The following is a 25056-nucleotide window of genomic DNA, read 5'->3' on the forward strand; positions in this document are numbered from 1 at the left end:
GTAATTATGAATGTTTTGTCTACGTGTTTTTTTGTGACCATACGACAAAAATTTGATTAGTAATGGGGTGTTAGAAGTGAACAAATTGATGGCGTGGCTATCCCAACCAGTATCACAATTTGTACTTAAAACGATTTTTTATTTTGTAGCTTTATTAATTATCATTTATCTCTACGGTTATAGCGGTGTTAATAACAGTGGATTTATCTACAACGAATTTTAGTTATTAGCTAATGGAGGAACAGTTATGAATCTTGTAAAACAAATTGATGATATCTCAGTTAAAATGGGCAATCGCCTTGTGTACGACTACCTTGGTGATACCAATACTTACGATGATTTAAAAAAGAGATCAGATTCACTTGCGTTTCAAATTGATAATTTAGGTCTCAGTAAGACGACACCAATTATTGTGTATGGCGATCAGACGTTTAATACAATTGTTGCCTTTATTGCATGCGTGAAATCTGGCCACGCCTATATTCCTGTTGATGAGCACTCTTCTGAAGATCGGATTACGATGATTCAAGATGTTGCACACGCAGAGTTAATTATTGCACTCAATGATCTACCAGTTGAAGTTCCAAACGTTAAAGTAATTACCTCTGCTAAATTAAAGAGTATTTTTAACCATCCAATTGATTACGTGATGACTCATCCAGTTGATGGCGATGACAATTTTTATATTATTTTTACTTCTGGGACAACCGGTAAGCCTAAAGGCGTCCAGATCAGTCACGATAACCTGCAGAGTTTTCTAGATTGGATGGACAATAGTTTTGGTTTACCAGAACATGCAGTTGGTCTATCACAAACGGCATATTCATTTGATTTATCTGGAATGGATTTGTACCCAACCTTAACGTTGGGTGGTGAGCTTCAAGCGATTCCACGAGAGGTGACTGAGGATTTTCGTCAGTTATTTAATACCTTGGAAAATCTAACCACTAATTTCTGGGTTTCGACTCCTTCTTTTGTTGATATTTGCTTATTATCAAAGACTTTCAATCAAGAACATTACCCAGAACTTAATTACTTTTTCCTATGTGGTGAAGAACTAACACATAGCACTGCTGAAAGATTGAAAAAGAGGTTCCCTGATGCGCATATTTACAACACTTATGGGCCGACTGAGGCAACCGTTGCAGTGACAGCAATTGATATTACTGATGAAATTCTGGAAAAATATGACCGTTTACCAATTGGATATATCAAGTCTGATAGTCAGGCATGGATCGATGTAGATGGTGAACAAAAATTTGGTGAAAATGGTGAATTAATTCTTTGTGGACCCACAGTTTCCAAAGGCTATCTTAATGCACCGGAAAAAACTGAAAAATCTTTTTTTGTTAATAATGGTCAGCGCGCATATCGAACAGGTGATGTTGGCATGCAAGAACAGGATGGATTACTATTTTTCGCCGGTCGTAAGGATTTCCAAATTAAAATGCATGGATTTAGGATTGAACTTGAGGAAATTGCTCACTATCTGAATCAGCTCCCTCAAATTAATCAGGGGGTTGTTGTTCCAAAATATAATCACGATAGAAAAGTATCAGCATTAATTGCTTACGTGGTCAAACAGCCGCAACTCAGTGCAGATGATGATGATCTACATTTAACCAGTAAGTTAAAGGACGCCTTACAACATGAACTGATGCCGTATATGATTCCACAACAATTTGTTTATCGTGATAACTTACCACTTAACATCAACGGTAAAGTAGATATCAATACTCTAATCAAGGAGGTCAATGCCAATGGTTAACATTCAACCATACGGCACGCCGGAGTACTTTGCATTAATCATTCTATTCTTATTGCCAATTATTATTGGATTATTTAATGGCCGTCGGTTTGTAAATTACGAAACTTTGTTTTCACTCGTCTTTTTGGTATTAACGTTTGGAGGATCAAAGTGGCAACAGGGAGTCGCGTTGATTGGTTATGTAATCTTTGAAGTGATTACGGTTGGCGTCTATGCCCGGTATCGAGCGAAACAAAATAATACCGCACCGTTTGTTTGGGCGGTGATTATTGCAATTATTCCCTTAGTCATCGTAAAAGTTACACCAGCAATTGAAGGTGGCAAGCAGTCATTAATTGGCTTTTTAGGAATTAGCTATTTAACATTTAAGTCCGTGCAAATGATTATGGAAATGCGTGATGGATCCATTAAAGAGTTCCATCCTCTAGCATTTATCCGGTTTATTTTATTTTTCCCCACGATTTCCTCAGGACCAATTGATCGGTATCGTCGGTTTCATAAGGATTATGTTCAGATTCCGGACAAAGATAGATATTTAAAAATGGTCGACAAAGCCGTTTTTTATATTTTCCAAGGATTTCTCTACAAATTTGTTCTTGGCTACCTGTTTGGTAAGCTATTGTTGCCAATTGTGGCTCATCAAGCAATGCTTCAACGCAGTGCCTTTTTCCACACAGGTTTATCACTACCGCTCTTAGGATATATGTACACGTACAGTATGTATTTGTTCTTTGATTTTGCTGGATATAGTTTATTCGCGGTAGCAATCAGTTATCTAATGGGCATTGAGACGCCAATGAACTTTAATAAGCCATTTGCGTCACACAACATTAAAGATTTTTGGAATCGTTGGCACATGACTTTGTCATTCTGGTTCCGTGATTTTATCTTCATGAGGTTCACGTTTTTTATCATGAAACACAGATGGATCAAAAATAGAATCAGAGTATCACAGTTAGCATACTTGGTTAATTTTTTGGTCATGGGCTTTTGGCATGGTGTGACATGGTTCTATATCGTTTATGGGTTATTCCATGCTGCAGCGATGATTATCAATGATATTTGGTTGAGGTTTAAGAAAAAGCATAAAGGGATCCCACATAATCGATTCACTGAAGGATTCGCAATTTTTCTGACTTTTAACGTGATTTGTTTTAGTTTTCTAATTTTTTCAGGATTTTTAAATACACTTTGGTTTAAATAAAAAGGGGTAATAACTATGGACGCAAAAGAAACTGTTATGAACGTTTTAAAGGATATCACTGGTACAGATTTGAGTGACAAAATGGATGAAAATTTATTTGAAACTGGTTTGATTGATTCAATGGCAACAGTGGAATTACTACTTAATCTCCAGGATGAATTAGGAATTGACGTTCCAATTTCAGAATTTGATCGTCAGGAATGGGACACACCAAACAAAATTATTAACAAGGTGGAATCAATGTAATGAATTTAAAAAAGGGTTTATGGAAAATTTTAGGCCCTGTCATTGCAGCGTTTGTGTTAGTGTTGGCGGTTCTGTTCTTTCCTCAAGGGTTCGGCAACGTCAGTTCAAAAACTGAACAGCGTGCGGCCGTTTCACTTTCAAATAACATTTTTAAGGGGAACAAGATTAAGTCGCAAGCCATTCGTCACGGATATGTACCATTTATTGGTTCATCGGAACTGGCACGGATGGATCCTATGCATCCGTCGTCTCTGGCTATGAAATATCACCGTGGGTACAAACCATTCTTACTTGGAAAGCCTGGAACACAGTCAATTGTTCACTTTTTTGCAATGCAGGGGATGATGAGCGAGTTACGTAACCGTAAACTTGTCTTCGTAGTTTCGCCACAATGGTTTACTAAGCAGGGGCAAATGCCGGAAGCTTTTGACTACTACTATTCACCACTTGAGACGATTGATTGGGTCATTCATGCAAACAACACAGTAGCTAACCGTTACGCTGCTAAGAGGCTGTTAACGATGCCTTCTGCTAGCAGCAGCGCTGTGATGAAGAGTGCTGTAACTAATATTGCTGCAGGCAAGCCAATTACAAAATCGCAAAGATTTTACTTGGGGATGGAAGAAAAGCTGCTGGGCAATGAAGATGGTCTATTTTCAAGATTTGTATCCGGTCACCGCTTAGATATGATTAAGAATGATCAAAAACAACTGCCGGATAAATATAACAAGAGCAAGTTGTATCAAATATCTAGTCGATTAGCTGCTAAAGATACAGATAACAATCGGTTTAATATCAAAAATTCGTTTTACAATTTACGATTGCGCGGTCGAACAGTTAAAAATTTGAAGGGTGCTGAAGCTAGCTTTAATTACACAAAGTCACCTGAATATTCCGACCTTGAATTAATGCTTAATCAATTCAATCGTTACCATATAAATGTTTTATTTGTGATTCCGCCAGTTAACCAAAAATGGGCTAAATATACCGGGTTATCACAAAAAATGTATGAAAAAACAGATCGCAAAATTGTCTATCAATTGCATCAGCAAGGATTCTACCATATTGCCGATCTAACTAACGATGGTGGGAAAAAGTACTTCATGGAAGATACAATTCACCTTGGGTGGAACGGTTGGTTAAAGGTAGATGACAGTGTTGATCCGTTCTTAACTAAGAAACAGGCTCCATACCATTATCATATTGATAATCGCTTCTTCAGTAAGAAATGGCAGATGAGTACAAAATATTAAACGGGATGACAGTGAATGAAGGTTAACTTAATTAAGTGGAGCTTACTTGCTCTTACAGTAGCGGTTTGTTTAACTGGATTTATGGCAGAAACTAATCATGAAAATAAATCAATTAGCTTTGCATCCAGCAAACCACACTTGTCCAAAAAAAGGCAAAAATTAATGAGAAGTGTTCTTGTACCTAATAACTTTTCTGGCACTGCGACAGTATTTCGCAACGGCAAAGTGATTGCATCGTACGCGGGTGGTTATGCTAATAACAGTAAAAAAACTAGCAATCGTGCAAGTACGATGTATGAGATTGATTCTATTCAGAAAATGGTTACTGCAACACTAATTATGAAAGAAGTTCAAGATCACAAGATTAAATTGACCGATCATTTAAGCAAGTTTTATCCTGACGTACAGGGATCTAACTCAATTACGATTCGCCAAATGCTGGATATGACTTCTGGATTATCAATGAACGGGCCTGTCGGGCCCACCACTTTGAAGACAGATGCTCAAATTATTAAGAGTGATATTTATCGGGCAAAGTTCACTTCTTCGATGCACGGCAAATGGAATTATCAACCAGTTAACTATAATTTAATGGCTGGAATTTTAGAGAAAGTTTCTGGTCATAGTTACCGTAAATTGGTTAATAACGAAATTATTAAGCCGTTACGTTTGAAACACACAGCTTTTGCATATCAATTACCAAAAAATAAACAAAGTGCGGCCGGTTATAATACACAAAAGGAACATACTTCGATGAATACCTATAATAGTCCGGCAGGTAATAATTTGGCTTTTGAACACGATGAACTCGGGACTGGTCAGTTATTCATGAGCACGCGTGATTTATATACGGTGGCAAGCTCCATTTTGCAAGGAAAGATCATCTCAAAAGAAAATGTTAATAGACTATTTCAACCTGGATCTACAAGCACTTATGGCGGTGGGTATTATATTTCAAAGGCCATGAATGCTTCTAATGGAGCTGGATATGGATTTGAAAGCACATTACGGATTAGTCCCGATGGGCAACGTGCGGTTATTTTGCTAAGTAATTACCAAATAAAAAATATGCAAATCAAAAATTTGGCAAATCAAATTAATCCGATGGTCTTTTAACGACAGTATAGGTGGTGGAATGAAATTATTGATAACTTGATAAAGGTTAATCGTTGGTTTATAAACACTAAAATTACCCATGCTGTTTATACATCACTGAGACAAATTAGTTCATTGATTGATGTTGCAGTATTGTTTTCAGTAGTTAATTTAACAGTTTTTGATAAACACGGTTTTATAAATGAGATATTTCATCTGGCAAAGTTAATACCATTTGATGATTTAATTAATTCTGTCATTTCGGGAATTTGCTTCATGTTAAATACTTGGATTGTCCTAATGTTGGCATATCTTGTTGCTGATCATTTGAGTAAACAAAAAGGGTATTATTCTGGACTCGTTTCAGCCATTGCTACTACGATCATATTATTCAGTGCACCGGTAATTTCAATGGTTGATTATGGCGACTTACCTGAATTTATGAATTTACAAGGACAATTTTTCTCTTATATTTTGATTGCTATATGTGTTGGTTGGGCAACAAGTTGGCTGCTGAATCATTGGAATCAACACCAGAAACTGGTTTTAAGTGTTGAGATTGTAATAGTTACAATTTTTTCTTTGGCATTATCGATTATTTGGCCAATGTGGTCGCAGACTAACTTATTAGCCGTTTTTCTACAGTTAATACCAAATCATCAATCACTCTGGTTGTTACTAGGCGCTACTTTGAGTGGATTGTTCACTTCGTTTGGGTTTGCCAGTCCTATCTCATTGAACTCATCAGGGACCACCGATGTCGCCATTCGTCAGAACCTAAGCTATGTATTTATGCACCATCATCTGACGGGTGTCCCCTATCCAATTAATGTGCATGCAATTTTTGAGACGTATGCAACCACTGGCGGTGAGGGGATGTTAATGGCAGTTGTGATTTTATGTTTAGTTCTTAGCAAAGATGGCTATATCAAGCAACAATCTAGATATTCATTTTTGCCATCGTTGTTTAATACAGCATCGCCATTAACGTTGACATTACCGATAATTTTAAATCCAATATTGGTAATTCCATTGGTCCTAAGCACTTTTGTTTCTTGTGTCATACCAATCATTTTAGTTAAATTGAGCTGGTTGCCCACGAGTGTTTATCCTTTTCCGGTCACAACACCTGGTTTTCTAAAAGGCTTTTTGGGAACAAATGGTAATTGGTTGGCACTGGTGGTTGGCGTAGTTAATCTACTGATTTCGATTTGGATTTATTTACCATTCGTTAAGGCGAGCTTAAAGGAATTGTCTGATTTAGAGGTGACGAAGTGAATACAAAACGAATTGCTAAATGGGGCGTATGTATAATTGCAGTTGGATTTTTAACCTTCTTTGGGGCAACTTGGCAACGTAAGCAAGTCAAAGATCTGAAAAATGAATTTCCTTCTGAATTAGCACCGGTATTTTTTGTACCTGGTAGTTCTGCAGGACAGAATCGGTTCAATTTATTGTTCAGTAAATTGAATAAGGATGGTCATGTGCATAGCGTTTTGAAGGTCAAAGTCAGTCGTGATGGTCATCTGACATATACGGGAAAGATAAATAAGGACGATCCATCACCATTTATTGTTGTTGCTTTTCAAAACAATCATGATGGCTACTCCAATATTAAAAAGCAAGCGGATTGGTTCAGCATCGCATTTGATCAACTTCAAAAAATTTATCATTTTAATCATTTTTCGGCCGTTGGTCATTCAAATGGTGGTGTGATCTTAACATTATTTTTAGAGAAGTATTTACCAAAACACGTGACAATTAATCGTCTGATGACGATAGCTTCGCCGTTTAATCTAGAAAGACGAAGTACAAAAAAGACTCAAATGTTGAAAGATTTAATTGCCGGCAGAAAAAATCTGCCCAAGAAAATGAAAGTGTATTCGATTGCCGGAACTGAGAACTATAGCGGTGATGGTACTGTTCCATTTATGAGTGTCGATAGCGGTAAGTATATTTTTCAGGATTGCGTGGCCGGATACACAGAAGTAGTTGTTACAGGTTCTGGCACGTTCCATTCGGCCTTGCCACAAAACCCACAGATTGTGCACATGATTGAACAGTATATTCTGAAGGCAAATATTCCAAGCAATGTTCAGCGTCAAAATAAGATGTTGCCTCGTATTCATTAAGCTCTTTTTACTGGTTGACGGAGGGATCCCATGGTTATTGATAGTCGGAAAAATCATAAATTATCAGCAATTTTTGCTGGATTAATATTTGTCATGCTTGGATCGTTGGATTCCATGGATTCTACTGCGATTACCACGTTTAATCGATTGATTTATCGTCAGTTACAATTGTTCGATAATCGATACCTATTGATGATTAATAAAATTTCAATGACATTTAGCAGCTGGATATTTTTTATAATATATTTAGTTATCATGCTTTTAATCATATCCGCCAGGCAGAAAAGATTGTTAGCTAGTTGGATGTTGATCACCAGTATTACTGGAATGTTGTTGTTGATCATGTTTCAGTTAGGTATCAGTGGTTCAAATATGGCTGATTTGTCCGCAATTACAAGATTTCCAGCTACTCACGTATTTTTAATGACTTTGATAATCTATTTTATTAACATTGCTTGTCGTTCCGTAATCACCTCAGCCAGGGGAATTGTCTTTCTTAAATCTATATCCGTTTTAGTATTAGTGATAACTGCGTTAAGTGAAATAAATTTGCACATCACAAATGGATCAGGAGTGATAGGAGCGTTATTACTAAGTTATTGCTGGATTCAGGCCATGGAACAGATGTATGTTAGTTACTTCAAGTTAGAGTGATAAAAAGAGCGCCAAGACACCTTCATAATAGGGCCACCACCCATTAATCACCGGTTTTGTGATTGATGGGTGGTGGCCCTATTATGTTGTGTGTCTGCTCTTTTTATCACGTTTCAAATCAATAGGTCAATCAAAAAATCACCGGTTTTGTGATTAAATGAGTGGCGGCCTTATTATGTTGTGTGTCTGCTCTTTTTATCACGTTTCAAATCAATAGGTCAATCAAAAAATCACCGGTTTTGTGATTGATGGGTGGCGGCCCTATTATGTTGTGTGTCTGCTCTTTTTATCACGTTTCAAATCAATAAGTCACATTAAGTAAATCCAAGATCTAACAAATGGTTGCGCTTTCATTTAATGAGCGTTATACTGTCTTTCGTGCGGAAATTACAGTCTCCCGCGCATTCCCATGTTCCAAACCATTTCTATATATACCAATATTCATACTGCATGAAAGCCATTTTCTTCCCAAAAATGGCTTTTTCTTTTGCGAAAAAGAGAACTAACGGTTTACTATCCGGTAGTTCTCTTTGTATGCTGCAAACGCTCGACGTTGAATCTGTCTATTTAGAATCCAAATTGGCGTCTTATTAATGTTAGAGATGTCTAGGCCTTCTTGATCACGCCAGTAGCAGAAATCTGATTGAATGGCCTGCTGAGAAAATGTGGTGTAATCGTGACGGATGTAGTGCAATGCATCTTTGACGGCCTTGGAATCAGTGACAGTCCACTTTGGTGGCAATAGAAACTGACTTCGTGTGTGTTCTATAAATGGTTGCGATTGATTGGTAATTTCGAGTTTTTTAACTTTGGCAAGTCTGAATACAGGATCAGGCATATGAGGGTAATACTGGAACGCAGGAACCACAATCAATGCATTTTTAAATTCCTTTTCCCAAGCATCAATTGTTCCGTGTTCTGTAGATAGGTCTAATGCAGTATATAAATCACCACTAAGACTGTATACCTGCTCAGATTGTTGGCCAGCCAGGTTGATTATTGCGTAATAGAAACGGTGTTCTTTAGTTTCACTCAATATCAATCACTCCAATTTATTTTTCGAATTATCTACTGTTCATTATAGTCTAGAACAGGCCACTATGCTTATTAAAATAAGAAATTACACGAATTATTTTCTTATTTTGAGTTTCATGAAATGTTTCGCTAAATTAATCTGATTTATAAAATCTAATATAAGTTCTTATTTGATCAATAAATTATTCGATTGAACGTGATAAAATGCAAACAAATAGATGTGTGAAGGAGATAAATACGATGGCTACCGTATTAGTAATTGAAGATGAACATGGTATGGATTCGTATCTGAAAACAGAATTGCAATTTGAGAACTATCAAGTCTTAATTGCTTACGATGGTGTTGCCGGTCTGCAGATGTATCAAGATAACCCGCAGATCGATGTAATCTTGTTAGATTGGATGCTACCAAAAATGGATGGATTGGAGCTGTTACGGCGAATCCGTAAAAATGATGATGTGCCAATTATTATGATGACTGCCAGGGACTATGTTAGTGATAAAGTTGCCGGCTTGGATTATGGTGCAGATGACTACATTACTAAGCCATTTAAGATAGAAGAACTTATGGCCAGAATCAGAGTTGTATTGCGACGAAAAGGCCAGCCAGGTAATGAAATTACAATGTATCAAATTAACAATTTAAAGTTGGACACCAAAGCTCACTCAGTTCTTAAAGATGATCAATTTATTCAACTGAGTCAACGTGAGTACAAGCTATTGTTGGTATTGATGAAACATGCTGATCAGGTAATTTCAAGAGATGAACTACTTGATGAGGTTTGGGGGACGAACTATGAAGGTGGTACTAATATTTTGGATGTTTACATACGCCATCTAAGAGAAAAAATTGATGATTCGAAAACGGAGCTCATCCATACTGTTAGGGGAATCGGCTATACAATGAGGCATATGGATGAAAAGCAGGCGTAGTAGAACTAGTGCTTCACAAATTACACAAGTGTATGCTCTGATGATTGTAGTGATTACGTTTCTGATGAGTATTTCGACAATCACAGTTGTTGGTTATCGTTTAATCGATGACAAGCGTAGTTATGGGCAGGAAGTCATTCAGTCACTAAAAAATTCAGTATCTAACGGTACTATTCAGTGGAATTCATGGGAGACTAATTACGATATCAATACAACCTCAACATTTGTATCAGTCGTAGAACAAAGTGATGGTAAAACTATTAAACAGTTCACGACGAAAGGGACTAATCAATTATTAAAAAAGAATTTTAGGACACTCACAAATGGCAAAAATTTGGAGTACCGAAAAGGTGCTGGTATGTACTATCGGCAACAGGGAGTTCAAACTGTTACAAAAAATGGTCAACTTGTCACGATCCAGTATACAGTGTGGATGAGTTTGAACAGAGTTGTTCGAATGTTCGTTATCATCATTGAGGTCATTATTATTATTCTAGTGATTAGCTTAATTGCTGGTATTTGGCTGATCTCCAAATTATCTAAGCGACTAAATAAGCCGTTGGTTGAATTGACAAAATCTACCCATGATATTTTTAGTAATTCTAATCAGTCGTATCAAGAGACATTGTCTGTTCCGACTAATCCTAAGGAAGTACAGGAGCTGGGCAACGAGTTTAATAATTTGTTAGGGTCTCTTAATGAGACTATTTTGAAAAACCGACAATTTACCTCAGATGCATCTCACGAATTACGCACGCCACTGGCAGTCATTCTTGGTCATACTGAATTGCTAAAAAAACATGCTGCGGACCATCCGGAAATTGTGCCAGAGTCCGTTGAGTATATTGATAATGAAGCACATCAAATGCAACAACTAGTTACTAGCTTACTTGAGCTATCACGGTCAAGCAATGTTAATAGCAATCGGGTATCAATTGATGTTAACGAGACGGTGGATGATATTGTCAAGATGTATCGAAACGATGAAGATCATGAAATATTCACTAACCTAGAACCTAATTTAATGCTTTTGGCTAATCACGGTAATCTTCAGCAAATCTTAATGGCTTTGATTGACAATGCTCGCAAATATTCTGAAATTGATTCAAGAATTAAAATTAATGCTAAAAAAGTTGCTAGTAATGTTGAAATTAGAGTAATTGATGAAGGGGTTGGTGTTAATTCTGCAGACAAGGAGAAAATCTTTGATCGGTTCTATCGCGCGGATCAATCACGTTCCAAGGATATCTCTGGGTATGGAATTGGGTTGGCGATTGTTAAGCAATTAGTTGAGGTTAATCATGGGAAAGTAAGTGTTCAAGATAACCTTCCCAAGGGCAGTCAGTTCATATTAACTTTTGATTCTATTGAACCTTAAAGTTTTTAAGAAAACTATCAGAAATCATGTATAGCAGCAGATTAAATAAGAAACTACACTGTTCCTCGTAAGTTTTTTACTTAATTCGCTGCTATTTGTTTTAGGTAAAAATCGGTTAATACAATCAAAATGATTGGGAAAGTATAGGTTCACCACAATGAATGAAAATCGTTCTGATCGGAATAAAAAACGTAGTCGCGTTAAAATAACAATTATCTCAATTATCGTATTGATGTTAGTTGGTGTTTTTTGGTTTTTACATTCGGTTTATAAATCTGTTGATAACAATATGTCTCAGTCATATTCGCAGATTAAAGAAACTAACGGTCGTGATACTTCAAAGTTGGTTAAAGAAGGTAAGCCGATTTCAATTTTATTGCTGGGTACTGATACTGGTGCCCTTAAAAGAACTGATAATGGCCGTACTGATACAATGATGTTGATCACCATCAGCAAGAAAAACGTTAAATTGACATCGATACCACGTGATACGATTGTGACAATTCCTGGCATGGAAAAAGAGACAGATTTACAAAAAATTAATTCAGTCTACACATTTACTAACGTTAGCAAAACCGTTTCAACGGTATCCAAATACTTAAATGTGCCGATTGATTATTACGCTCTTGTCAACATGGGCGGTCTTGAAAAAATTGTTAATCAATTAGGTGGTATTAAAGTTAAGTCACCGTTGACGTTTACATTCAGTCCAGATACCGCCCATTCATATGGGAAAAACTTGTATAAGTTTTATAAGGGTAAAACAACATTTAAGTATGCTAAGGATGGCGTTCATTTCAAAACCTATCATAAGATGAATGGAGCTGCTGCTCTTGCATTCACCCGAATGAGGTATGAAGATCCAAGAAGTGATTATGGACGCACACAAAGGCAAAGATTAGTAATTGAACAAATTTTAAAGCATACCAAAGATCCTAGAATGTTATTGAATCAGAAATTTATGAAGTCAATTTCTTCAAACGTTCGGACTAATATTTCAACCAAAGTAATGCTCAGCATTGCTACCGAGTATTTCAGCGCGCGTAAGCACGTTAAAGCGACATCAATTGCGGAAAGTAATTTTGATTATAATGGTGTGGACTATGAAGTCCTTTCAAACCACGAAAAGCAAAAGGTTACTAACAACCTGCGTAGCGAGTTGGAATTGAAACATGCTAAAACAGGACCGATTCTAGCTGGAGACTCAAAGAAAATTGTTGTTCCAGATGAACTTGAAGAATTACTCTATACTTCAGCATCACCAACAAATTAAAAAAATTTAACGAGAAAAACGAAGTTATTCGTACATTATTGTATGAGAGACTTCGCTTTTTTTGAACTATTCTGAGAATCTCTCAGAAAGATTTCATTGAATGTAGATGGCAGCATTTTCGTTGAACCGTTAGTCTTTTATTTGTAGGTAATACGTTTTACTAATTGATGAATTAATTTAATAAAGGCGGTACGGGATCCGTCGTGCTTTTACTGGGAGGATAAATTATGTGTGGTTTTGTTGGAGTTATTGGAAATGGAGATCGTCAGAGTCGATTACAAGATGTTAAGAGCATGAATAGCATCATTACACATCGTGGCCCAGATGACGAGGGATACTTTGAAAACGAGTGGATAACGGCAGGTTTTAGACGGCTGAGTATTGTTGATTTAGTTCACGGGGCACAGCCAATGTCTCTTGAAAATCAAAGATACTGGATTGTTTTTAATGGAGAGATTTATAATCACGTTGAATTAAGAAATCAGTTGGTCAATGAAGGAGAAACATTCACTACAGATAGTGATACAGAAGTGATTTTGGCGATGTATAAAAAATATGGTGTCAAATGTGTTAATTATTTAAGGGGAATGTTTGCATTCGTAATCTGGGATACAGAATCAAGCGAGATATTTGGAGCTCGTGATCATTTTGGTATCAAGCCGTTGCACTATGCTAAACAGAATGAACATATTTATTTTGCTTCCGAAAAAAAGGCATTACAAAATCTTTTAAAGGACGAAAGAATTAATGATCAGGCTTTACAGGATTATATGACTTTTCAATATGTTCCTGACCCGTGGACAATGACTCCATCTGTTGAAAAACTTCGGGCCGGCCATTACTTTGTAATGCATCCAGGCGAAAAAATGGAGATAAAAAGATACTTTTATCCCCAATTTAAGCCTTGTAGAAACGACAGTGAACACAAAATAACCGGTGAAGTTCGTGATTGCTTAATTGAGAGTGTTCAAAAGCATATGCGTTCTGATGTACCAGTGGGTGCCTTTTTATCTGGTGGAATTGATTCTTCCATCATCGTTGCTCTTGCTCACCAATTGAATCCAAATTTACACACGTATTCCGTTGGATTTGAAAGGCCAGGTTATAGCGAGATTGATGTGGCAAAGGAGACCGCTGCTTGTTTGGATGTTGATAACATTAGCGAAACGATCACGCCACTTAGATTTGCCCAAGATTTTCATAAATTCGTCTATTCAATGGATGATCCATTGGCTGATCCGGCGGCTGTTGCTCAATATTTTTTGACTCATATGGCCGGTCAGCACTGTAAGGTAGCTTTATCTGGTGAAGGAGCTGATGAAATTTTCGGTGGTTATAATATCTATAATGAGCCAAATTCACTGAAGGTATTCAGATCTGTACCGAATATGTTAAATCATGTTCTTCATGGCCTGGCTACGCTAATTCCTGAAGGCGTAAAGGGACGTAGCTTTATTGAACGCGGTACTACACCAATTGAAATGCGTTATGTTGGTAATGCTAAGATATTTTCTGAAGCTGAAAAGAAACGATTTTTAAAGCGATATGATCCAACTAAACCATACACACATATCACCAAAAAACTTTATCAAAATAGTGTTAATTTAGATCCAATCACACGAATGGAAGATATTGATATGAATACATGGTTAATTGGTGATTTGCTCTTAAATGCAGATCGAACTTCGATGGCTGCAAGCTTGGAATTGCGGACGCCGTTTATTGATAAGGAAGTATTTAGGGTTGCTAGTAGTATCCCAACCAATTTAAAAATTGCACATCATACTACAAAATATGTATTGCGGAAGGCTGTTGAAGAGATTGTTCCTGGACATGTATTACATCGTCGTAAATTAGGATTTCCTGTTCCCATTAGGTATTGGTTGCAAGATGAACTTTATGATTGGGCTTTTAAAATCATTAAGGAATCTGACGTTGACCAGTATATTAATAAATCTTACGCTGTTAGGTTATTGCAAGAAAATCGTCAAGGTAAAAAAAATAAGGTGCGTAAACTGTGGACACTTTTAACATTTATGGTTTGGCATCAAATTTACATTGAACATAAGTATACTGATTTAGTATAGAAAAATATTAGAAGGGCCGAGAATTAAGTTTCTCGGTCTATTTTTGTCAAAAATAATTTTAAATGAACGGAATTTTATATGATAAAATCTCATAATTTTACAATTTTACTGCTCTTTTTTGATGTTCAATAATCAGGTATTCTGAATTCACATCAAAATAAAGGAGTGATTCATTATGTTACTAGATGAAGATGCAAAGATTCTGAATATTATTAATGCTCAAATTGTAAAGGTATTTTATCCATTTGTGATTGCTCAAAGTGAATACGGCGAGATGATCAAGGTTAATTTGTCATCAAATGAATTTAATGATTCGTTATTTTGGGATTCAATTTACCGAGTATTCAAAGCCAAGTTATGGGTTCCAATTGGCAAAAAATATCATCAACTGTTGGATAATGATTGGTTATTACCGGAAATGGCGTAACAAATAGTAATAATGTAGAAGGAAGGTGTAAACATGAAGAAAATAATTCAAGCAGTTCTATCCTTGGCAGTCGCAATTGCAATTATTCTGGATGTATTCTTTTTATTTGTTAAGGATCGAATTAATGCTAAAACTACAACTTCTTCAACCAGTACAGCTGTCAGCACTACGTCTGCGAGCAGTGTTAAAAAAACTTATCAAAATGGAACGTATACAGGCAAAACTGTGACAACACCACGTGGTAAAGTTCAGGTGCAAGCCGTGATTAGTGCCGGTAAAATTACACAAATCAATGTCTTAAAATACCCTAATAGTAATGGTAAAGATCAGCAGATTAATAGTCGGGTTATTCCAATCTATAAATCCGAGGCGTTGAAAAGCCAAAGCGCAAATATCAAGCTGGTTTCTGGAGCGAGCGAAACCTACAAAGGATTTACAGGATCTCTCCAGAATGCACTGAACCAGTCGGAGGATCAGACGAATGGAAAAAATAATTAATAAAACAATTGAATCAATGGAAATGCCGTTTACTGTTTCAATTGTCATTGACGATGACATTAATTTTTCATATTCAAGTTTTGAAGCTGTTAAAAAAAGAATTGAAGGCTTTTTGAATCAAGTTGATCGTGATTTTTCACCATTTAAAAAGAATTCATTGGTTTGCAAATATCAGCGTGGTGAACTGAGTAATCTAGCGTTTACTCCCCAATTTCAAGCTATTTTTGCTTACAGTATGGATGCATATGATACAACTCAAGGAGCGTTTGATCCATTTTTTAATCATCATTATGATCCAACCGGGATAGTAAAGGGTTGGGCGATTCAAGAGGCATTTCATCAATTTTTACAGCCCTTAATCGACAGCAATCAAATCGTCGCTGCGGCAATTAACGGCGCAGGTGATATTCAAATGGCGGTTAATTCTCAATCTGATTACATTTGGGACGTTGGTATCGAGAATCCAACAAATGTAACGCAATTATGCTGGCACTATCAACTAAGAAACGGAGCAATTGCTACTTCAGGAGTTTCCAAACGTGGCGCTCATATAATTAGGCAGACAAATAATTCGTTAGTTCAGGCCACGGTTGTTGCAAATAATCTTATGGATGCTGATGTTTACGCGACTACCGCGATTTCTATGGGACAATTAAGATTTAAAAAATTCGCTGTCATTCAAGGAATTAATGGGTTAATGATTGATAATCGACAAAATTTAATCGAGTTAAAGGGGGAATTCAGTTATGCTTAAAAAATTCCCGTATACATTTGGATTGGCATGGCTGGTGGTGTTGTTTGTCATTCCATTACCTCTGATTCAAGCTTTAGCACTTGGACTTCCCAGTATTTATGCTTCTGAGTCATTAGCAATTCAGCTAGGATCGATTGCATATGTTTGGTTTTTAACTGCCATTTATTTGAGTACTCGACCAAAATGGATTGATCGACTGATTGGATTACCAAATATGTATTTTATCCATGGAGTCTTAAGTATTTTTGCAATCGGGTTAGCATTTATTCATAAAACTCAGTTATCGTCTGGCGGACTAATCCGAATGACAGGCAATTGGGCATTTGATTTGTTTTTGGGCGTTATGATTTATTCGCTTGTCTTCATGGCTGGGTGGTTAACAAACAGAATCAAATTGTTAGGTGCGTTAAAAAAATGGCTGGAAAAAATATTTAAACATGAGTTGTCCGTCTGGATTCATAGATTAAATATCATTGCTGTGGTGCTAGTATTTATTCACGTTCAATTAATTAGTTATATTACAAGTATTCACAGTTATATGGCAATATTTTATCTGTACACTGCGTTTGTGACTGTGGCTTATTTGTACAAAAAAATTAAAGATTTTCGTTTCTTACCTGTGGGACATTTAATCGCTAAACAAGAACTGAAACCCAACTTTTTTGAGTTTGATATTAAGGTTAAATACTTTCAATTCAGACATTTGAAACCGGGTGATTTCGTCTTTATTAAGATACCCGAACAAAGAGGTCTAAAGGAACTACATCCATTTTCAGTTGTTAACCGAATTGATAAAACGGGCGTGGTCAAATTGGCAATTCGTGGGGATGGAGATTTTACTAAAAAAATTCAGCAATTAGAACTTGGTGAATTAATTCAAATTGACGGTGGTTATGGCAGATTTAATGAAGTTATTACTGACAATAAACATGATGATTTGGTTTTGGTAACTGGCGGAACTGGCATCGTTCCAATGTTATCAATTATTGAGGGACATCCTGAGAGAAAAATCGATTTGTTCTATTCTGTGCATAATCAAAATGATCAAGTTTATATCGATCAATTAAATCAATGGGCTGAAGATCGAAACAATTTAACCGTAAATGTCCAAACTGGCAGATTTAAAACAAATGAGGTGTTAACTGAGAAAATAAGCAAACAATCAACGTTTTTGATTTCGGGTCCGCGAGCTCTTGGCAAAAATTGGGTTCATGCATTGTCAGATCGCCATATTTCATCTCACAAATACTATTATGAAGAATTCAATTGGTAGAATTATTTAGACGGAGTATTATAAATACTAAAGAAGATGTTCTAATCAGTTGGAGTTGATGAGCGTGGAATTACGATTACTAAGATATTTTTACACAATTGCTGAACAACAAAATATTTCGAAGGCGGCCGAAGTTCTCCATATTACCCAGCCGACTCTCAGTCGGCAACTCAAGGGTTTGGAAGATGAATTAGGTACACCATTATTTGAACGGAAAAGAAATCAGTTGGAATTAACACAAGCCGGATTATTCTTGAGGAGTCGAGCGGAGGAAATTTTACAACTGACTCAACAAACTACGCAAGAATTTGAAGATCGTAAAAATCAGTTATTTAGTGGGCATATTTCAATTGGCTGTGTTGAAGCGGATAATTCTGACACGTTGGCGATGATTATAGAAGATTTTGTTAGTGATTATCCACAGGTGACATTTAATATTTTTAGTGGCACCAGTGACCTCATTACGGATCAACTGGATAAGGGATTAATTGATGCAGCGATCTTACTTGAACCAATCAATACTGACAAGTATGAAGACCTAAGATTACCGCGCACTGAAACATGGGGATTTCTAGTATCAGAGGATTCTTACTTTGCTAAATCGAAGGTGATGCACAAGGAAGATGTTCCTGGAACAGCGATCATGCTGTCTGCTAGGCCGGAAATTCAAACCATGATTAGTGAGTGGTCGGGTGTGTCAGTTGATGATTTGAATGTTGTAGGTAACTCTAATTTGAGTTTTAACGTTCTACCGCTAGTGTCGCATCAGGTCGGAGCAGCATTGATGGTTGAGGGAGCAATTAGCCATCGACAGCCAGGGGATACGGTATTTCTCCCACTGGAACCGGCAATCAAGACAAACTGCGTGTTAGTCTGGCGAAAGGAACGGGTATTAACACCGGCAGTTAGTGAGTTTATTGGGTATTTTAGGGATGCGTTTAAAAATCAGAGTGATTCGGAAGGCGAATAGCTCCCAGAATATAAGGCCACAATTCTAATATTCCTGGGCTTTGGAATATTGGAATTGTGGCCTTATATGTCAGGGAGTTGCCTTCACGATCACGTTTCATCAAAAAAAGTAAAGAGGTATGGGAAAATAAATTTTCCCACACTTCTTTTTTTAAACCAATAATGCCTACCAAGCATAATTAAAAATAAATTAAGCATTAGACGCATAACACAAACGGGCATATGATATATCTTGCAAACAGGGAATGAGTAAGGAGATGATTTGATGGCAACCATTTGGTATTTTTCACATGAGGGAGATGCATTGATTAATGGATCTACTGCAAAAATTAATGAAGGAAACACCAAAATTGCAGCAGATACTTTGGCAGAAATCAGTGGCGCTAATTTAGGCAAAATCTCGCCAGTTGAAATGTATCCATTTGATTTTGATGAGGCGGTTCAGCGTGCAAAGGTGGAACGTGATCAAAACATAAATCCTACGATTCATCCAGTTTCAGCTAATTTATTGAATGATTCAGTATGGTTTTTAGGATATCCAAATTGGCTCGGTGAATTACCAGGTGCTGTTAAAACATTTTTAATTAATCATGATTCGGATGGTAGGATCATTTTACCGTTTGCAACGCACGAAGGCGGGGGTATGGGCAATAGTGTTAATCAGATTAAACAACTTTGCCCAAATGCCGATGTCAAGATTGGCCTACCCATCCGAGGATCCCGTGTCAGTAAATCTCAGTTTGCATTTGCTAACTGGCTTACACAGTACTATGTCAAAAATAATTAGGAGGACGATCAATGTCTATCAAGAATAAAGTAGTTATCATTACAGGAGCGTCATCAGGTATCGGCCGTGCTACTGCAGAATTAATTGCACAAAACGGTGCCAAGGTTGTCTTGGGTGCTCGTCGTGAATCACGTTTACGTGAAATTGTTGATCATATTAATAGTAATGGTGGACAAGCCACATACGCTGTGACCGACGTTACTAAACCAGATGACGTGAAGAAATTAGTTGATAAGGCTAAAGAAGAATTTGGTGGCATCGATGTGATTTTTAATAATGCAGGAATTATGCCTACTTCACCGATGAGCGCACTGCATATTGATGAGTGGAATGCGATGATTGACATTAATTTAAAGGGTGTTTTGAACGGCATTGCGGCTGTCATGCCAGATTTTACCGAACAAAAGCACGGTCAAATTATCACAACCTCTTCTGTTGCTGGAATTAAAAGTTTTCCTGGAGCTGGGGTGTACGGTGCAACCAAATTTGCAGTTCGCAATATCATGGAAGTTTTGAGGACTGAAAGTGCTCAAGAAGGAACTAATATTCGTACTACCAGTTTATATCCTGCCGCTATCAATACAGAATTATTGGCAACAATTACTGATAAAGATGCTGAAAAAGGAATGAAACAATTGTATGATGCAGTTGGGATTGATCCGTCTGCAATTGCTCGAGTAGTCAATTTTGCAATTGATCAACCTGATGAAGTGAACGTTAACGAATTTACTATTTATCCAACAAAACAAGCTTAATAGGAGGAATTACACATGAGTAAGAATGAAGCAGTTAAACAAGGAATTATTTTTCCAGCAGGACCTAAAAATGATGCGTATGCTAAGTATTTTAAGGGCCAAAGTTATTTACAGGGGTTAGTTGCCGATCCAGCTGTCAATGTAGGTGTCGGGAATGTTACGTTTGAACCTGGTTGTCGTAATAATTGGCATATTCATCATGATGGATACCAAATTTTGCTAGTTACTGGTGGCGAGGGATTGTATCAAGAAGAAGGAAAACCAGCTCGTCATCTAGTCCCAGGCGATGTTGTGGTAACCCATGATGGAGTTAAACACTGGCATGGTGCAACCAAAGATAGCTGGTTCTCACATATTGCTATTACTGCGGGTACACCAGAATGGCTGGAAGAAGTGAGTGACGCACAATATAAAGCAGCCGAAGAAGGTGCAAAATAATGGCAAAAAAACAAACAGCAGGGCGCGATAATCTAGGCGAATTTGCACCAAAATTTGCAGAATTAAATGACGACGTATTATTTGGTGAAGTCTGGTCACGTGAAGATAAAATGTCAGCACATGATCGAAGCTTAATTACCGTTTCAAGTCTCTTAACACAAGGTGTGCCACAACTCGAGGCACATATGAAGATTGCAAAACAAAACGGTGTCACTAAGGACGAAATGGTGGAACTGATTACCCATCTATCATTTTATGCTGGTTGGCCTAAGGCATGGAGTGCATTTAACTTAGCAAAGGAAATTTATGCTGACTAATTAGCGTGTTGTTTGACTGAGCGAATGGTATAATTACTCCAATAATTTTGAGGAGTATTAGACTAATGACTCAGTTAAAAAGTGAAGATATAACCGCTCTAATTATTTTAGATGTTCAAGCTGGATCACGATGGCTTTCAAAGTATATATTCAGAGGCGCAGTTCCGGACTCGTATGAACAGATTGTCACACGAGATCAAGAAATTGCCGATGCCTTTATGAAAAAGGGCTGGCCAATATTTGTTGTGACGTCCAGACCAGCATTTTTACCAGCGTCTTTAGGAGACCGGTTTGCATTTTCATTGGTAAACGTCAGGCAAGCTGCAAATGTCTTTAAACTTGATAAAACCAGACCAGATGCGTTTAAAAATACAGACCTAATGACACTGCTAAAACGACAACAGATTAAAAAAACGGTCATTATTGGGTGCACAATTGATAATACGGTAACCAAAACGGTTAAAACGGCTGAAACTAATGGTTTGGCCACGTTAGTAATTGCCGATGCCAGCGCAGCGAGATCGTTAAGTGTTCATCAAAAAGCAGCGTCAGCATTCAAGCATGTTGAAAATACTGCCGAAATTCTGAAACGTATTCAGTAATCTTTAATCTTTATGTTGCATAATAACGATAAATAAGGTATGCTATATTGCATAGTTAATCATCTAGGGTTCCGCCAGATTATCTGGGTCAGGTCCAAGAGATGATGCACATAATATTATGTGTTCACGGACGGATAAAAGCCTAGGAGATATTTACTTAAATGTCTGCTAGGTTTTTTTTTACAGTTAAAAGGAGGAAATTATGAAATTAGTACAGTTAACGGCACCATTGTCAGTTTATCAGGTGGAAAATTTAAATTCGATTAACTTGAACGCTAAACCTGTCTTTATTGGTGTCACAGAAGATGAAAATTCAGTTGTTGGGCCAACCAAAAATGTGCCTGACGTGACGATTAGTCGCGAAGACGGTTGGAGTGGATTTAAAATTGAAGGAGTTTTGGATTTTAGTTTGGTTGGTATTTTGGCTAAGATTGCTTCGCTTTTAGCTGATAAAGACATTAGTATTTTTGCAGTTTCTACCTACAATACTGACTATGTTTTACTTAAAAATGACAAAATGGGTGCTGCAACTAAAATTTTAAAAACTAGCGGTTATGTAATAGAGTAAGCGCTATCATTAAATGCGTCAAAACCTCTAATTAATGTTATATTTAATGTATATAACAAAGGAGGATGATTCACATGCACAAACATAATTGTCATTCGTCACACTCTGTACCGAAAAAGGCCTATCCGTTAGTTGCTGTAGGCGCATTTATCCAATTATTCGCGTTGATTGATGTTATTAGGAGTTCTGATTTTAAGGTTGGTAATAAAGCATTGTGGATCATGATGGTATTTGTCGTTCCGCCGTTCGGACCAATCGCATATTATTTACTTGGACGAGAAAAATAGGTAAAAAAAGGCAGTGATCAATTTTGATCACTGCCTTTTTGGTTAAAATACTGTGGTGATGACTGCACCACCAACAATCAGTATTAACCCAATTACCATTAAAATTAATTCTCTGCGTGTCTTTCGTTCGTTAAGTAATACTAGACCACCGATTGTTGAAATGACTACCGATGTTTGGCCTACGATAAATGCAGTGTTAACGCCGTTTTGCTTAACTGAAAGAATATAGGTAACAGCGGCAAACGAGAATACCAGACCACCGATAATATTTTTCCAACTGAGTTTGTCTTTAAAAATTGCTGTGTTATGCGTAAAAATTGCATATGCTAAAACTGCTAGCACCATACCAACTGATTCTGGTAAAAAGATGGCTAAACCGGAGCTACTGAGTTCTTTAGGAATAACGTTGTATATTAAGTAGCCAACAGTTGTGAAAATCAACATGATGATTGTGCCAAACTGATTACTATTGTCAGTATTTGTGCTTCGGGCTGAGGTCAAAATGATGCCAACAATTAGCATAATGATTCCTAAAAATCCGAATATCTTAGCAGTTGAAGAGCTCCACTCGCCAAACATGACTACGCCAATCAATGCGGTCCCGATTAGTTGGAGGCCCGTAGATAGGGGCATTGTTTTAGAAACGCCTAACTTTTGGTAGCCGGTATATTGTCCCAATTGTCCAATGATCCAAAACGCACCAGCTAATGCTGCTAAAATGGTACTTTTAAGATCAGTGGTTGGACGTAAAATGATATAGACAATAACACTCGCAATTAAGGTACCGAATGCAGTCCCAAAAATCTGTTGGCTAGGAGCTCCTCCAATTTTTGCAACAACAAGTGGTAAAATTCCCCACGCAAGCGCTGGCAGTAACATTAAAACAATATTCATAAGGTTCTCCTTTTCTAATCAAAATTCCTGAGTGTTATCTTATCATATTGTTGCAACCGGTTGCAAAAGATCTTACCCAGTTATCTATCTGAGATTTATTTACGTTAGGGCTGTAGCAGGATTTTACCTGCACTATGACCGGACTTCATTAACTCGTGAGCAATTTGTCCATTAGATAGAGGAATGACTTCAGGTGAATTAATTTTTAATTGATGACGATTTATATACTTGAGTAGTCGATTAAATCTTAATTGTCGACTTTTATGGTCTGTAAGGTAATCCCAAAGATCGCCAGTTAAAATACTTTTAGATTCAGACATTAAATTAACGGGATCAATGGGTGAGGGAAGTCCACCGGCCATACCGTAAAAAATAACTTTACCACGGTGCTTTAGTAACTCAAGACTTTGTGGCAGTGTTTTACCAACTCCATCGTAGACAGTATCAAAAGTATTGAACAATTTACCATTACTAATTTCATCTCTTTTATAAACATGTTCAGCACCGTTATCAAGTGCAATTTGGATCTTATTATCAGTTGATACAGTTCCAGAGACTTTAATTCCATCGGCAACTAGAAGCTGAGTTAATATCTGGCTTACGCCACCACTAAGTCCATGGATAAAAACATGTTCATCAATGTGGTTAGCAGCTAAATCGTGTGCTAAAAAATCAGCGGTTAGTCCTTGAAGTCCCAAACTAATAGCAATTTTATCCGTAATGAATTTAGGTACATTAATTGCATTTTCGGCTGGTACAGCGACTAGTTCTGCATTTGAAAAGGGAACATCAACGAATAAAATTCGATCTCCGATATGGTAATTTTTAATATTTTCACCAATTTTAACCACATTGCCGATACCTTCATATCCATTAATGTATGGTTTATGTTTTTCAATGTGATAGTTGCCATTTCTTCGGTATATATCTGCATAGTTTAAACCAATGAACGTTGTTTGGATGAGTAATGAATTTGCATCCATTATGGGGTCGGCAATGTTTCCATATTTTAGAACATTTGAATCACCAAAATGGTTGAAATATAAAGCCTTCACTGTGTACCTCCAAATGAAAAAATTTTAGAATTTATTGCGGAAATGTTTACTTATATAAGTATAATTAAACATAAAAAAGCCATATTTTTCAATGGTTAAACAAATAACTCCACATTAGTTTCAATTTTGCACTAATTTTGTAGAATATTAACTGAGTTAGCATGTTGTTAGCTTATTCGAATGTAATTAAAATGAACCATGTATTCAAGATTAATGCCCTTGAATACTGTACTCCTTTGTTAAGCGGTCCCCGAGCCGCCTCCCAGAGAGCTTAAGCTCAACAAGGTATACCTGTTATCCCCAAATATGTTGGTGTGCCTTGTTTTGTACTTTGAACATAAAATGGTTCTTCGTCAAGAAGTACTGATATAAAA

Annotated in this window: 28 protein-coding genes and 1 riboswitch; of the genes, 25 read left to right on the forward strand and 3 right to left on the reverse strand. The window is 36.9% G+C overall.

Annotated elements, in window-relative coordinates:
• The first annotated feature begins 88 nt into the window (after nt 1-88).
• From FD16_RS05450 to FD16_RS05490, 9 genes are all read left to right on the forward strand, one after another.
• Entirely contained in the window at nt 89-223 is a 135-nt protein-coding gene (locus FD16_RS05450; protein ID WP_010621821.1) for a teichoic acid D-Ala incorporation-associated protein DltX, read from the forward strand.
• Between the two features lie 24 nt (nt 224-247).
• Entirely contained in the window at nt 248-1768 is a 1521-nt protein-coding gene (gene dltA / locus FD16_RS05455; RefSeq protein ID WP_010621822.1) for a D-alanine--poly(phosphoribitol) ligase subunit DltA, read from the forward strand.
• Complete coding sequence (dltB, locus tag FD16_RS05460; RefSeq protein WP_010621823.1) at nt 1761-2972, forward strand: D-alanyl-lipoteichoic acid biosynthesis protein DltB; 1212 nt, start codon at nt 1761-1763, stop codon at nt 2970-2972. Before dltA ends, dltB begins: the two co-directional genes overlap by 8 nt.
• A 15-nt stretch (nt 2973-2987) precedes the next feature.
• On the forward strand, nt 2988-3218 hold the full coding sequence (dltC, locus tag FD16_RS05465) for a D-alanine--poly(phosphoribitol) ligase subunit DltC (RefSeq protein WP_010621824.1): 231 nt from the start codon (nt 2988-2990) through the stop codon (nt 3216-3218).
• On the forward strand, nt 3218-4471 hold the full coding sequence (dltD, locus tag FD16_RS05470; protein WP_010621825.1) for a D-alanyl-lipoteichoic acid biosynthesis protein DltD: 1254 nt from the start codon (nt 3218-3220) through the stop codon (nt 4469-4471). The genes dltC and dltD overlap by 1 nt, the downstream gene beginning before the upstream one ends.
• A gap of 15 nt (nt 4472-4486) precedes the next feature.
• Entirely contained in the window at nt 4487-5587 is a 1101-nt protein-coding gene (locus tag FD16_RS05475; protein WP_010621826.1) for a serine hydrolase domain-containing protein, read from the forward strand.
• Nucleotides 5588-5842: 255 nt separating this feature from the next.
• Nucleotides 5843-6844: a PTS sugar transporter subunit IIC gene (locus FD16_RS05480; protein WP_155804340.1), complete on the forward strand. Its 1002-nt coding sequence runs from the start codon at nt 5843-5845 to the stop codon at nt 6842-6844.
• The gene (locus FD16_RS05485; RefSeq protein WP_010621828.1) at nt 6841-7698 is read left to right on the forward strand and encodes an alpha/beta hydrolase; all 858 of its coding nucleotides are present in this window, start codon (nt 6841-6843) and stop codon (nt 7696-7698) included. Before FD16_RS05480 ends, FD16_RS05485 begins: the two co-directional genes overlap by 4 nt.
• Before the next feature lie 30 nt (nt 7699-7728).
• Entirely contained in the window at nt 7729-8352 is a 624-nt protein-coding gene (locus tag FD16_RS05490; RefSeq protein WP_010621829.1) for a hypothetical protein, read from the forward strand.
• Nucleotides 8353-8854: 502 nt separating this feature from the next.
• Here the strand turns inward: FD16_RS05490 and FD16_RS05495 are convergent.
• Nucleotides 8855-9388, reverse strand: coding sequence for a DUF7679 family protein (locus tag FD16_RS05495; protein WP_010621830.1), 534 nt, complete (start codon nt 9386-9388; stop codon nt 8855-8857).
• Between the two features lie 239 nt (nt 9389-9627).
• Between FD16_RS05495 and FD16_RS05500 the strand changes: the two genes are divergently transcribed.
• From FD16_RS05500 to FD16_RS05575, 16 genes are all read left to right on the forward strand, one after another.
• On the forward strand, nt 9628-10320 hold the full coding sequence (locus FD16_RS05500) for a response regulator transcription factor (protein WP_010621831.1): 693 nt from the start codon (nt 9628-9630) through the stop codon (nt 10318-10320).
• Nucleotides 10304-11698, forward strand: coding sequence for a sensor histidine kinase (locus FD16_RS05505; RefSeq protein WP_010621832.1), 1395 nt, complete (start codon nt 10304-10306; stop codon nt 11696-11698). The genes FD16_RS05500 and FD16_RS05505 overlap by 17 nt, the downstream gene beginning before the upstream one ends.
• Nucleotides 11699-11855: 157 nt before the next feature.
• Nucleotides 11856-12971, forward strand: a complete 1116-nt coding sequence (locus FD16_RS05510; RefSeq protein ID WP_010621833.1) for an LCP family protein — start codon at nt 11856-11858, stop codon at nt 12969-12971.
• Nucleotides 12972-13198: 227 nt separating this feature from the next.
• A complete protein-coding gene (gene asnB / locus FD16_RS05515) occupies nt 13199-15058 on the forward strand; it encodes an asparagine synthase (glutamine-hydrolyzing) (protein WP_010621834.1) in 1860 nt (619 codons plus the stop codon).
• A 175-nt stretch (nt 15059-15233) separates the two neighbouring features.
• Nucleotides 15234-15485: a hypothetical protein gene (locus FD16_RS05520; RefSeq protein ID WP_010621835.1), complete on the forward strand. Its 252-nt coding sequence runs from the start codon at nt 15234-15236 to the stop codon at nt 15483-15485.
• 33 nt (nt 15486-15518) lie between these two features.
• Nucleotides 15519-15983: an FMN-binding protein gene (locus FD16_RS05525; protein ID WP_010621836.1), complete on the forward strand. Its 465-nt coding sequence runs from the start codon at nt 15519-15521 to the stop codon at nt 15981-15983.
• Nucleotides 15967-16737 carry an FAD:protein FMN transferase gene (locus FD16_RS05530; RefSeq protein ID WP_010621837.1) on the forward strand — a complete coding sequence of 257 codons (771 nt, stop codon included), beginning with the start codon at nt 15967-15969 and terminating at the stop codon, nt 16735-16737. The genes FD16_RS05525 and FD16_RS05530 overlap by 17 nt, the downstream gene beginning before the upstream one ends.
• On the forward strand, nt 16730-18010 hold the full coding sequence (locus FD16_RS05535; RefSeq protein ID WP_010621838.1) for an FAD-binding oxidoreductase: 1281 nt from the start codon (nt 16730-16732) through the stop codon (nt 18008-18010). Before FD16_RS05530 ends, FD16_RS05535 begins: the two co-directional genes overlap by 8 nt.
• Nucleotides 18011-18074: 64 nt before the next feature.
• Nucleotides 18075-18980 (forward strand): LysR family transcriptional regulator, encoded by a 906-nt coding sequence (locus FD16_RS05540; RefSeq protein ID WP_010621839.1) that lies wholly within the window; start codon nt 18075-18077, stop codon nt 18978-18980.
• A 264-nt stretch (nt 18981-19244) separates the two neighbouring features.
• The gene (locus FD16_RS05545; RefSeq protein WP_010621840.1) at nt 19245-19766 is read left to right on the forward strand and encodes a flavodoxin; all 522 of its coding nucleotides are present in this window, start codon (nt 19245-19247) and stop codon (nt 19764-19766) included.
• Between the two features lie 11 nt (nt 19767-19777).
• A complete protein-coding gene (locus tag FD16_RS05550; RefSeq protein WP_010621841.1) occupies nt 19778-20521 on the forward strand; it encodes an SDR family oxidoreductase in 744 nt (247 codons plus the stop codon).
• 15 nt (nt 20522-20536) lie between these two features.
• Complete coding sequence (locus FD16_RS05555) at nt 20537-20959, forward strand: cupin domain-containing protein (RefSeq protein WP_010621842.1); 423 nt, start codon at nt 20537-20539, stop codon at nt 20957-20959.
• Nucleotides 20959-21276 carry a carboxymuconolactone decarboxylase family protein gene (locus FD16_RS05560; protein WP_010621843.1) on the forward strand — a complete coding sequence of 106 codons (318 nt, stop codon included), beginning with the start codon at nt 20959-20961 and terminating at the stop codon, nt 21274-21276. The genes FD16_RS05555 and FD16_RS05560 overlap by 1 nt, the downstream gene beginning before the upstream one ends.
• Before the next feature lie 65 nt (nt 21277-21341).
• Nucleotides 21342-21878, forward strand: coding sequence for an isochorismatase family protein (locus FD16_RS05565; RefSeq protein WP_010621844.1), 537 nt, complete (start codon nt 21342-21344; stop codon nt 21876-21878).
• Between the two features lie 52 nt (nt 21879-21930).
• Nucleotides 21931-22029: riboswitch (guanidine-I (ykkC/yxkD leader) on the forward strand.
• A 51-nt stretch (nt 22030-22080) separates the two neighbouring features.
• Nucleotides 22081-22446 carry an ACT domain-containing protein gene (locus FD16_RS05570; RefSeq protein WP_010621845.1) on the forward strand — a complete coding sequence of 122 codons (366 nt, stop codon included), beginning with the start codon at nt 22081-22083 and terminating at the stop codon, nt 22444-22446.
• A 74-nt stretch (nt 22447-22520) separates the two neighbouring features.
• Nucleotides 22521-22733, forward strand: a complete 213-nt coding sequence (locus FD16_RS05575; RefSeq protein WP_010621846.1) for a PLD nuclease N-terminal domain-containing protein — start codon at nt 22521-22523, stop codon at nt 22731-22733.
• Between the two features lie 42 nt (nt 22734-22775).
• Here FD16_RS05575 and FD16_RS05580 read toward each other — a convergent pair whose 3' ends face one another.
• Together FD16_RS05580 and FD16_RS05585 are read right to left on the reverse strand one after the other, a co-directional pair.
• Nucleotides 22776-23627 carry a GRP family sugar transporter gene (locus FD16_RS05580; RefSeq protein WP_010621847.1) on the reverse strand — a complete coding sequence of 284 codons (852 nt, stop codon included), beginning with the start codon at nt 23625-23627 and terminating at the stop codon, nt 22776-22778.
• A 104-nt stretch (nt 23628-23731) separates the two neighbouring features.
• Nucleotides 23732-24682 (reverse strand): zinc-binding dehydrogenase, encoded by a 951-nt coding sequence (locus FD16_RS05585; protein WP_010621848.1) that lies wholly within the window; start codon nt 24680-24682, stop codon nt 23732-23734.
• Between the last annotated feature and the right edge of the window lie 374 nt (nt 24683-25056).

It is taken from the genome of Paucilactobacillus suebicus DSM 5007 = KCTC 3549, from assembly GCF_001434475.1.
GTDB lineage: Bacteria > Bacillota > Bacilli > Lactobacillales > Lactobacillaceae > Paucilactobacillus > Paucilactobacillus suebicus.

What these genes read in the sequence shown, in the direction of transcription:
- FD16_RS05450 (WP_010621821.1), top strand. Translation starts at nt 89, where the DNA reads ATGGCGTGGCTATCCCAACCAGTATCACAATTTGTACTTAAAACGATT.
- dltA (WP_010621822.1), top strand. Translation starts at nt 248, where the DNA reads ATGAATCTTGTAAAACAAATTGATGATATCTCAGTTAAAATGGGCAAT.
- dltB (WP_010621823.1), top strand. Translation starts at nt 1,761, where the DNA reads ATGGTTAACATTCAACCATACGGCACGCCGGAGTACTTTGCATTAATC.
- dltC (WP_010621824.1), top strand. Translation starts at nt 2,988, where the DNA reads ATGGACGCAAAAGAAACTGTTATGAACGTTTTAAAGGATATCACTGGT.
- dltD (WP_010621825.1), top strand. Translation starts at nt 3,218, where the DNA reads ATGAATTTAAAAAAGGGTTTATGGAAAATTTTAGGCCCTGTCATTGCA.
- FD16_RS05475 (WP_010621826.1), top strand. Translation starts at nt 4,487, where the DNA reads ATGAAGGTTAACTTAATTAAGTGGAGCTTACTTGCTCTTACAGTAGCG.
- FD16_RS05480 (WP_155804340.1), top strand. Translation starts at nt 5,843, where the DNA reads ATGTTAAATACTTGGATTGTCCTAATGTTGGCATATCTTGTTGCTGAT.
- FD16_RS05490 (WP_010621829.1), top strand. Translation starts at nt 7,729, where the DNA reads ATGGTTATTGATAGTCGGAAAAATCATAAATTATCAGCAATTTTTGCT.
- FD16_RS05500 (WP_010621831.1), top strand. Translation starts at nt 9,628, where the DNA reads ATGGCTACCGTATTAGTAATTGAAGATGAACATGGTATGGATTCGTAT.
- FD16_RS05505 (WP_010621832.1), top strand. Translation starts at nt 10,304, where the DNA reads ATGAAAAGCAGGCGTAGTAGAACTAGTGCTTCACAAATTACACAAGTG.
- FD16_RS05510 (WP_010621833.1), top strand. Translation starts at nt 11,856, where the DNA reads ATGAATGAAAATCGTTCTGATCGGAATAAAAAACGTAGTCGCGTTAAA.
- asnB (WP_010621834.1), top strand. Translation starts at nt 13,199, where the DNA reads ATGTGTGGTTTTGTTGGAGTTATTGGAAATGGAGATCGTCAGAGTCGA.
- FD16_RS05520 (WP_010621835.1), top strand. Translation starts at nt 15,234, where the DNA reads ATGTTACTAGATGAAGATGCAAAGATTCTGAATATTATTAATGCTCAA.
- FD16_RS05525 (WP_010621836.1), top strand. Translation starts at nt 15,519, where the DNA reads ATGAAGAAAATAATTCAAGCAGTTCTATCCTTGGCAGTCGCAATTGCA.
- FD16_RS05530 (WP_010621837.1), top strand. Translation starts at nt 15,967, where the DNA reads ATGGAAAAAATAATTAATAAAACAATTGAATCAATGGAAATGCCGTTT.
- FD16_RS05535 (WP_010621838.1), top strand. Translation starts at nt 16,730, where the DNA reads ATGCTTAAAAAATTCCCGTATACATTTGGATTGGCATGGCTGGTGGTG.
- FD16_RS05545 (WP_010621840.1), top strand. Translation starts at nt 19,245, where the DNA reads ATGGCAACCATTTGGTATTTTTCACATGAGGGAGATGCATTGATTAAT.
- FD16_RS05550 (WP_010621841.1), top strand. Translation starts at nt 19,778, where the DNA reads ATGTCTATCAAGAATAAAGTAGTTATCATTACAGGAGCGTCATCAGGT.
- FD16_RS05555 (WP_010621842.1), top strand. Translation starts at nt 20,537, where the DNA reads ATGAGTAAGAATGAAGCAGTTAAACAAGGAATTATTTTTCCAGCAGGA.
- FD16_RS05560 (WP_010621843.1), top strand. Translation starts at nt 20,959, where the DNA reads ATGGCAAAAAAACAAACAGCAGGGCGCGATAATCTAGGCGAATTTGCA.
- FD16_RS05565 (WP_010621844.1), top strand. Translation starts at nt 21,342, where the DNA reads ATGACTCAGTTAAAAAGTGAAGATATAACCGCTCTAATTATTTTAGAT.
- FD16_RS05570 (WP_010621845.1), top strand. Translation starts at nt 22,081, where the DNA reads ATGAAATTAGTACAGTTAACGGCACCATTGTCAGTTTATCAGGTGGAA.
- FD16_RS05575 (WP_010621846.1), top strand. Translation starts at nt 22,521, where the DNA reads ATGCACAAACATAATTGTCATTCGTCACACTCTGTACCGAAAAAGGCC.
- FD16_RS05580 (WP_010621847.1), bottom strand. Translation starts at nt 23,627, where the DNA reads ATGAATATTGTTTTAATGTTACTGCCAGCGCTTGCGTGGGGAATTTTA.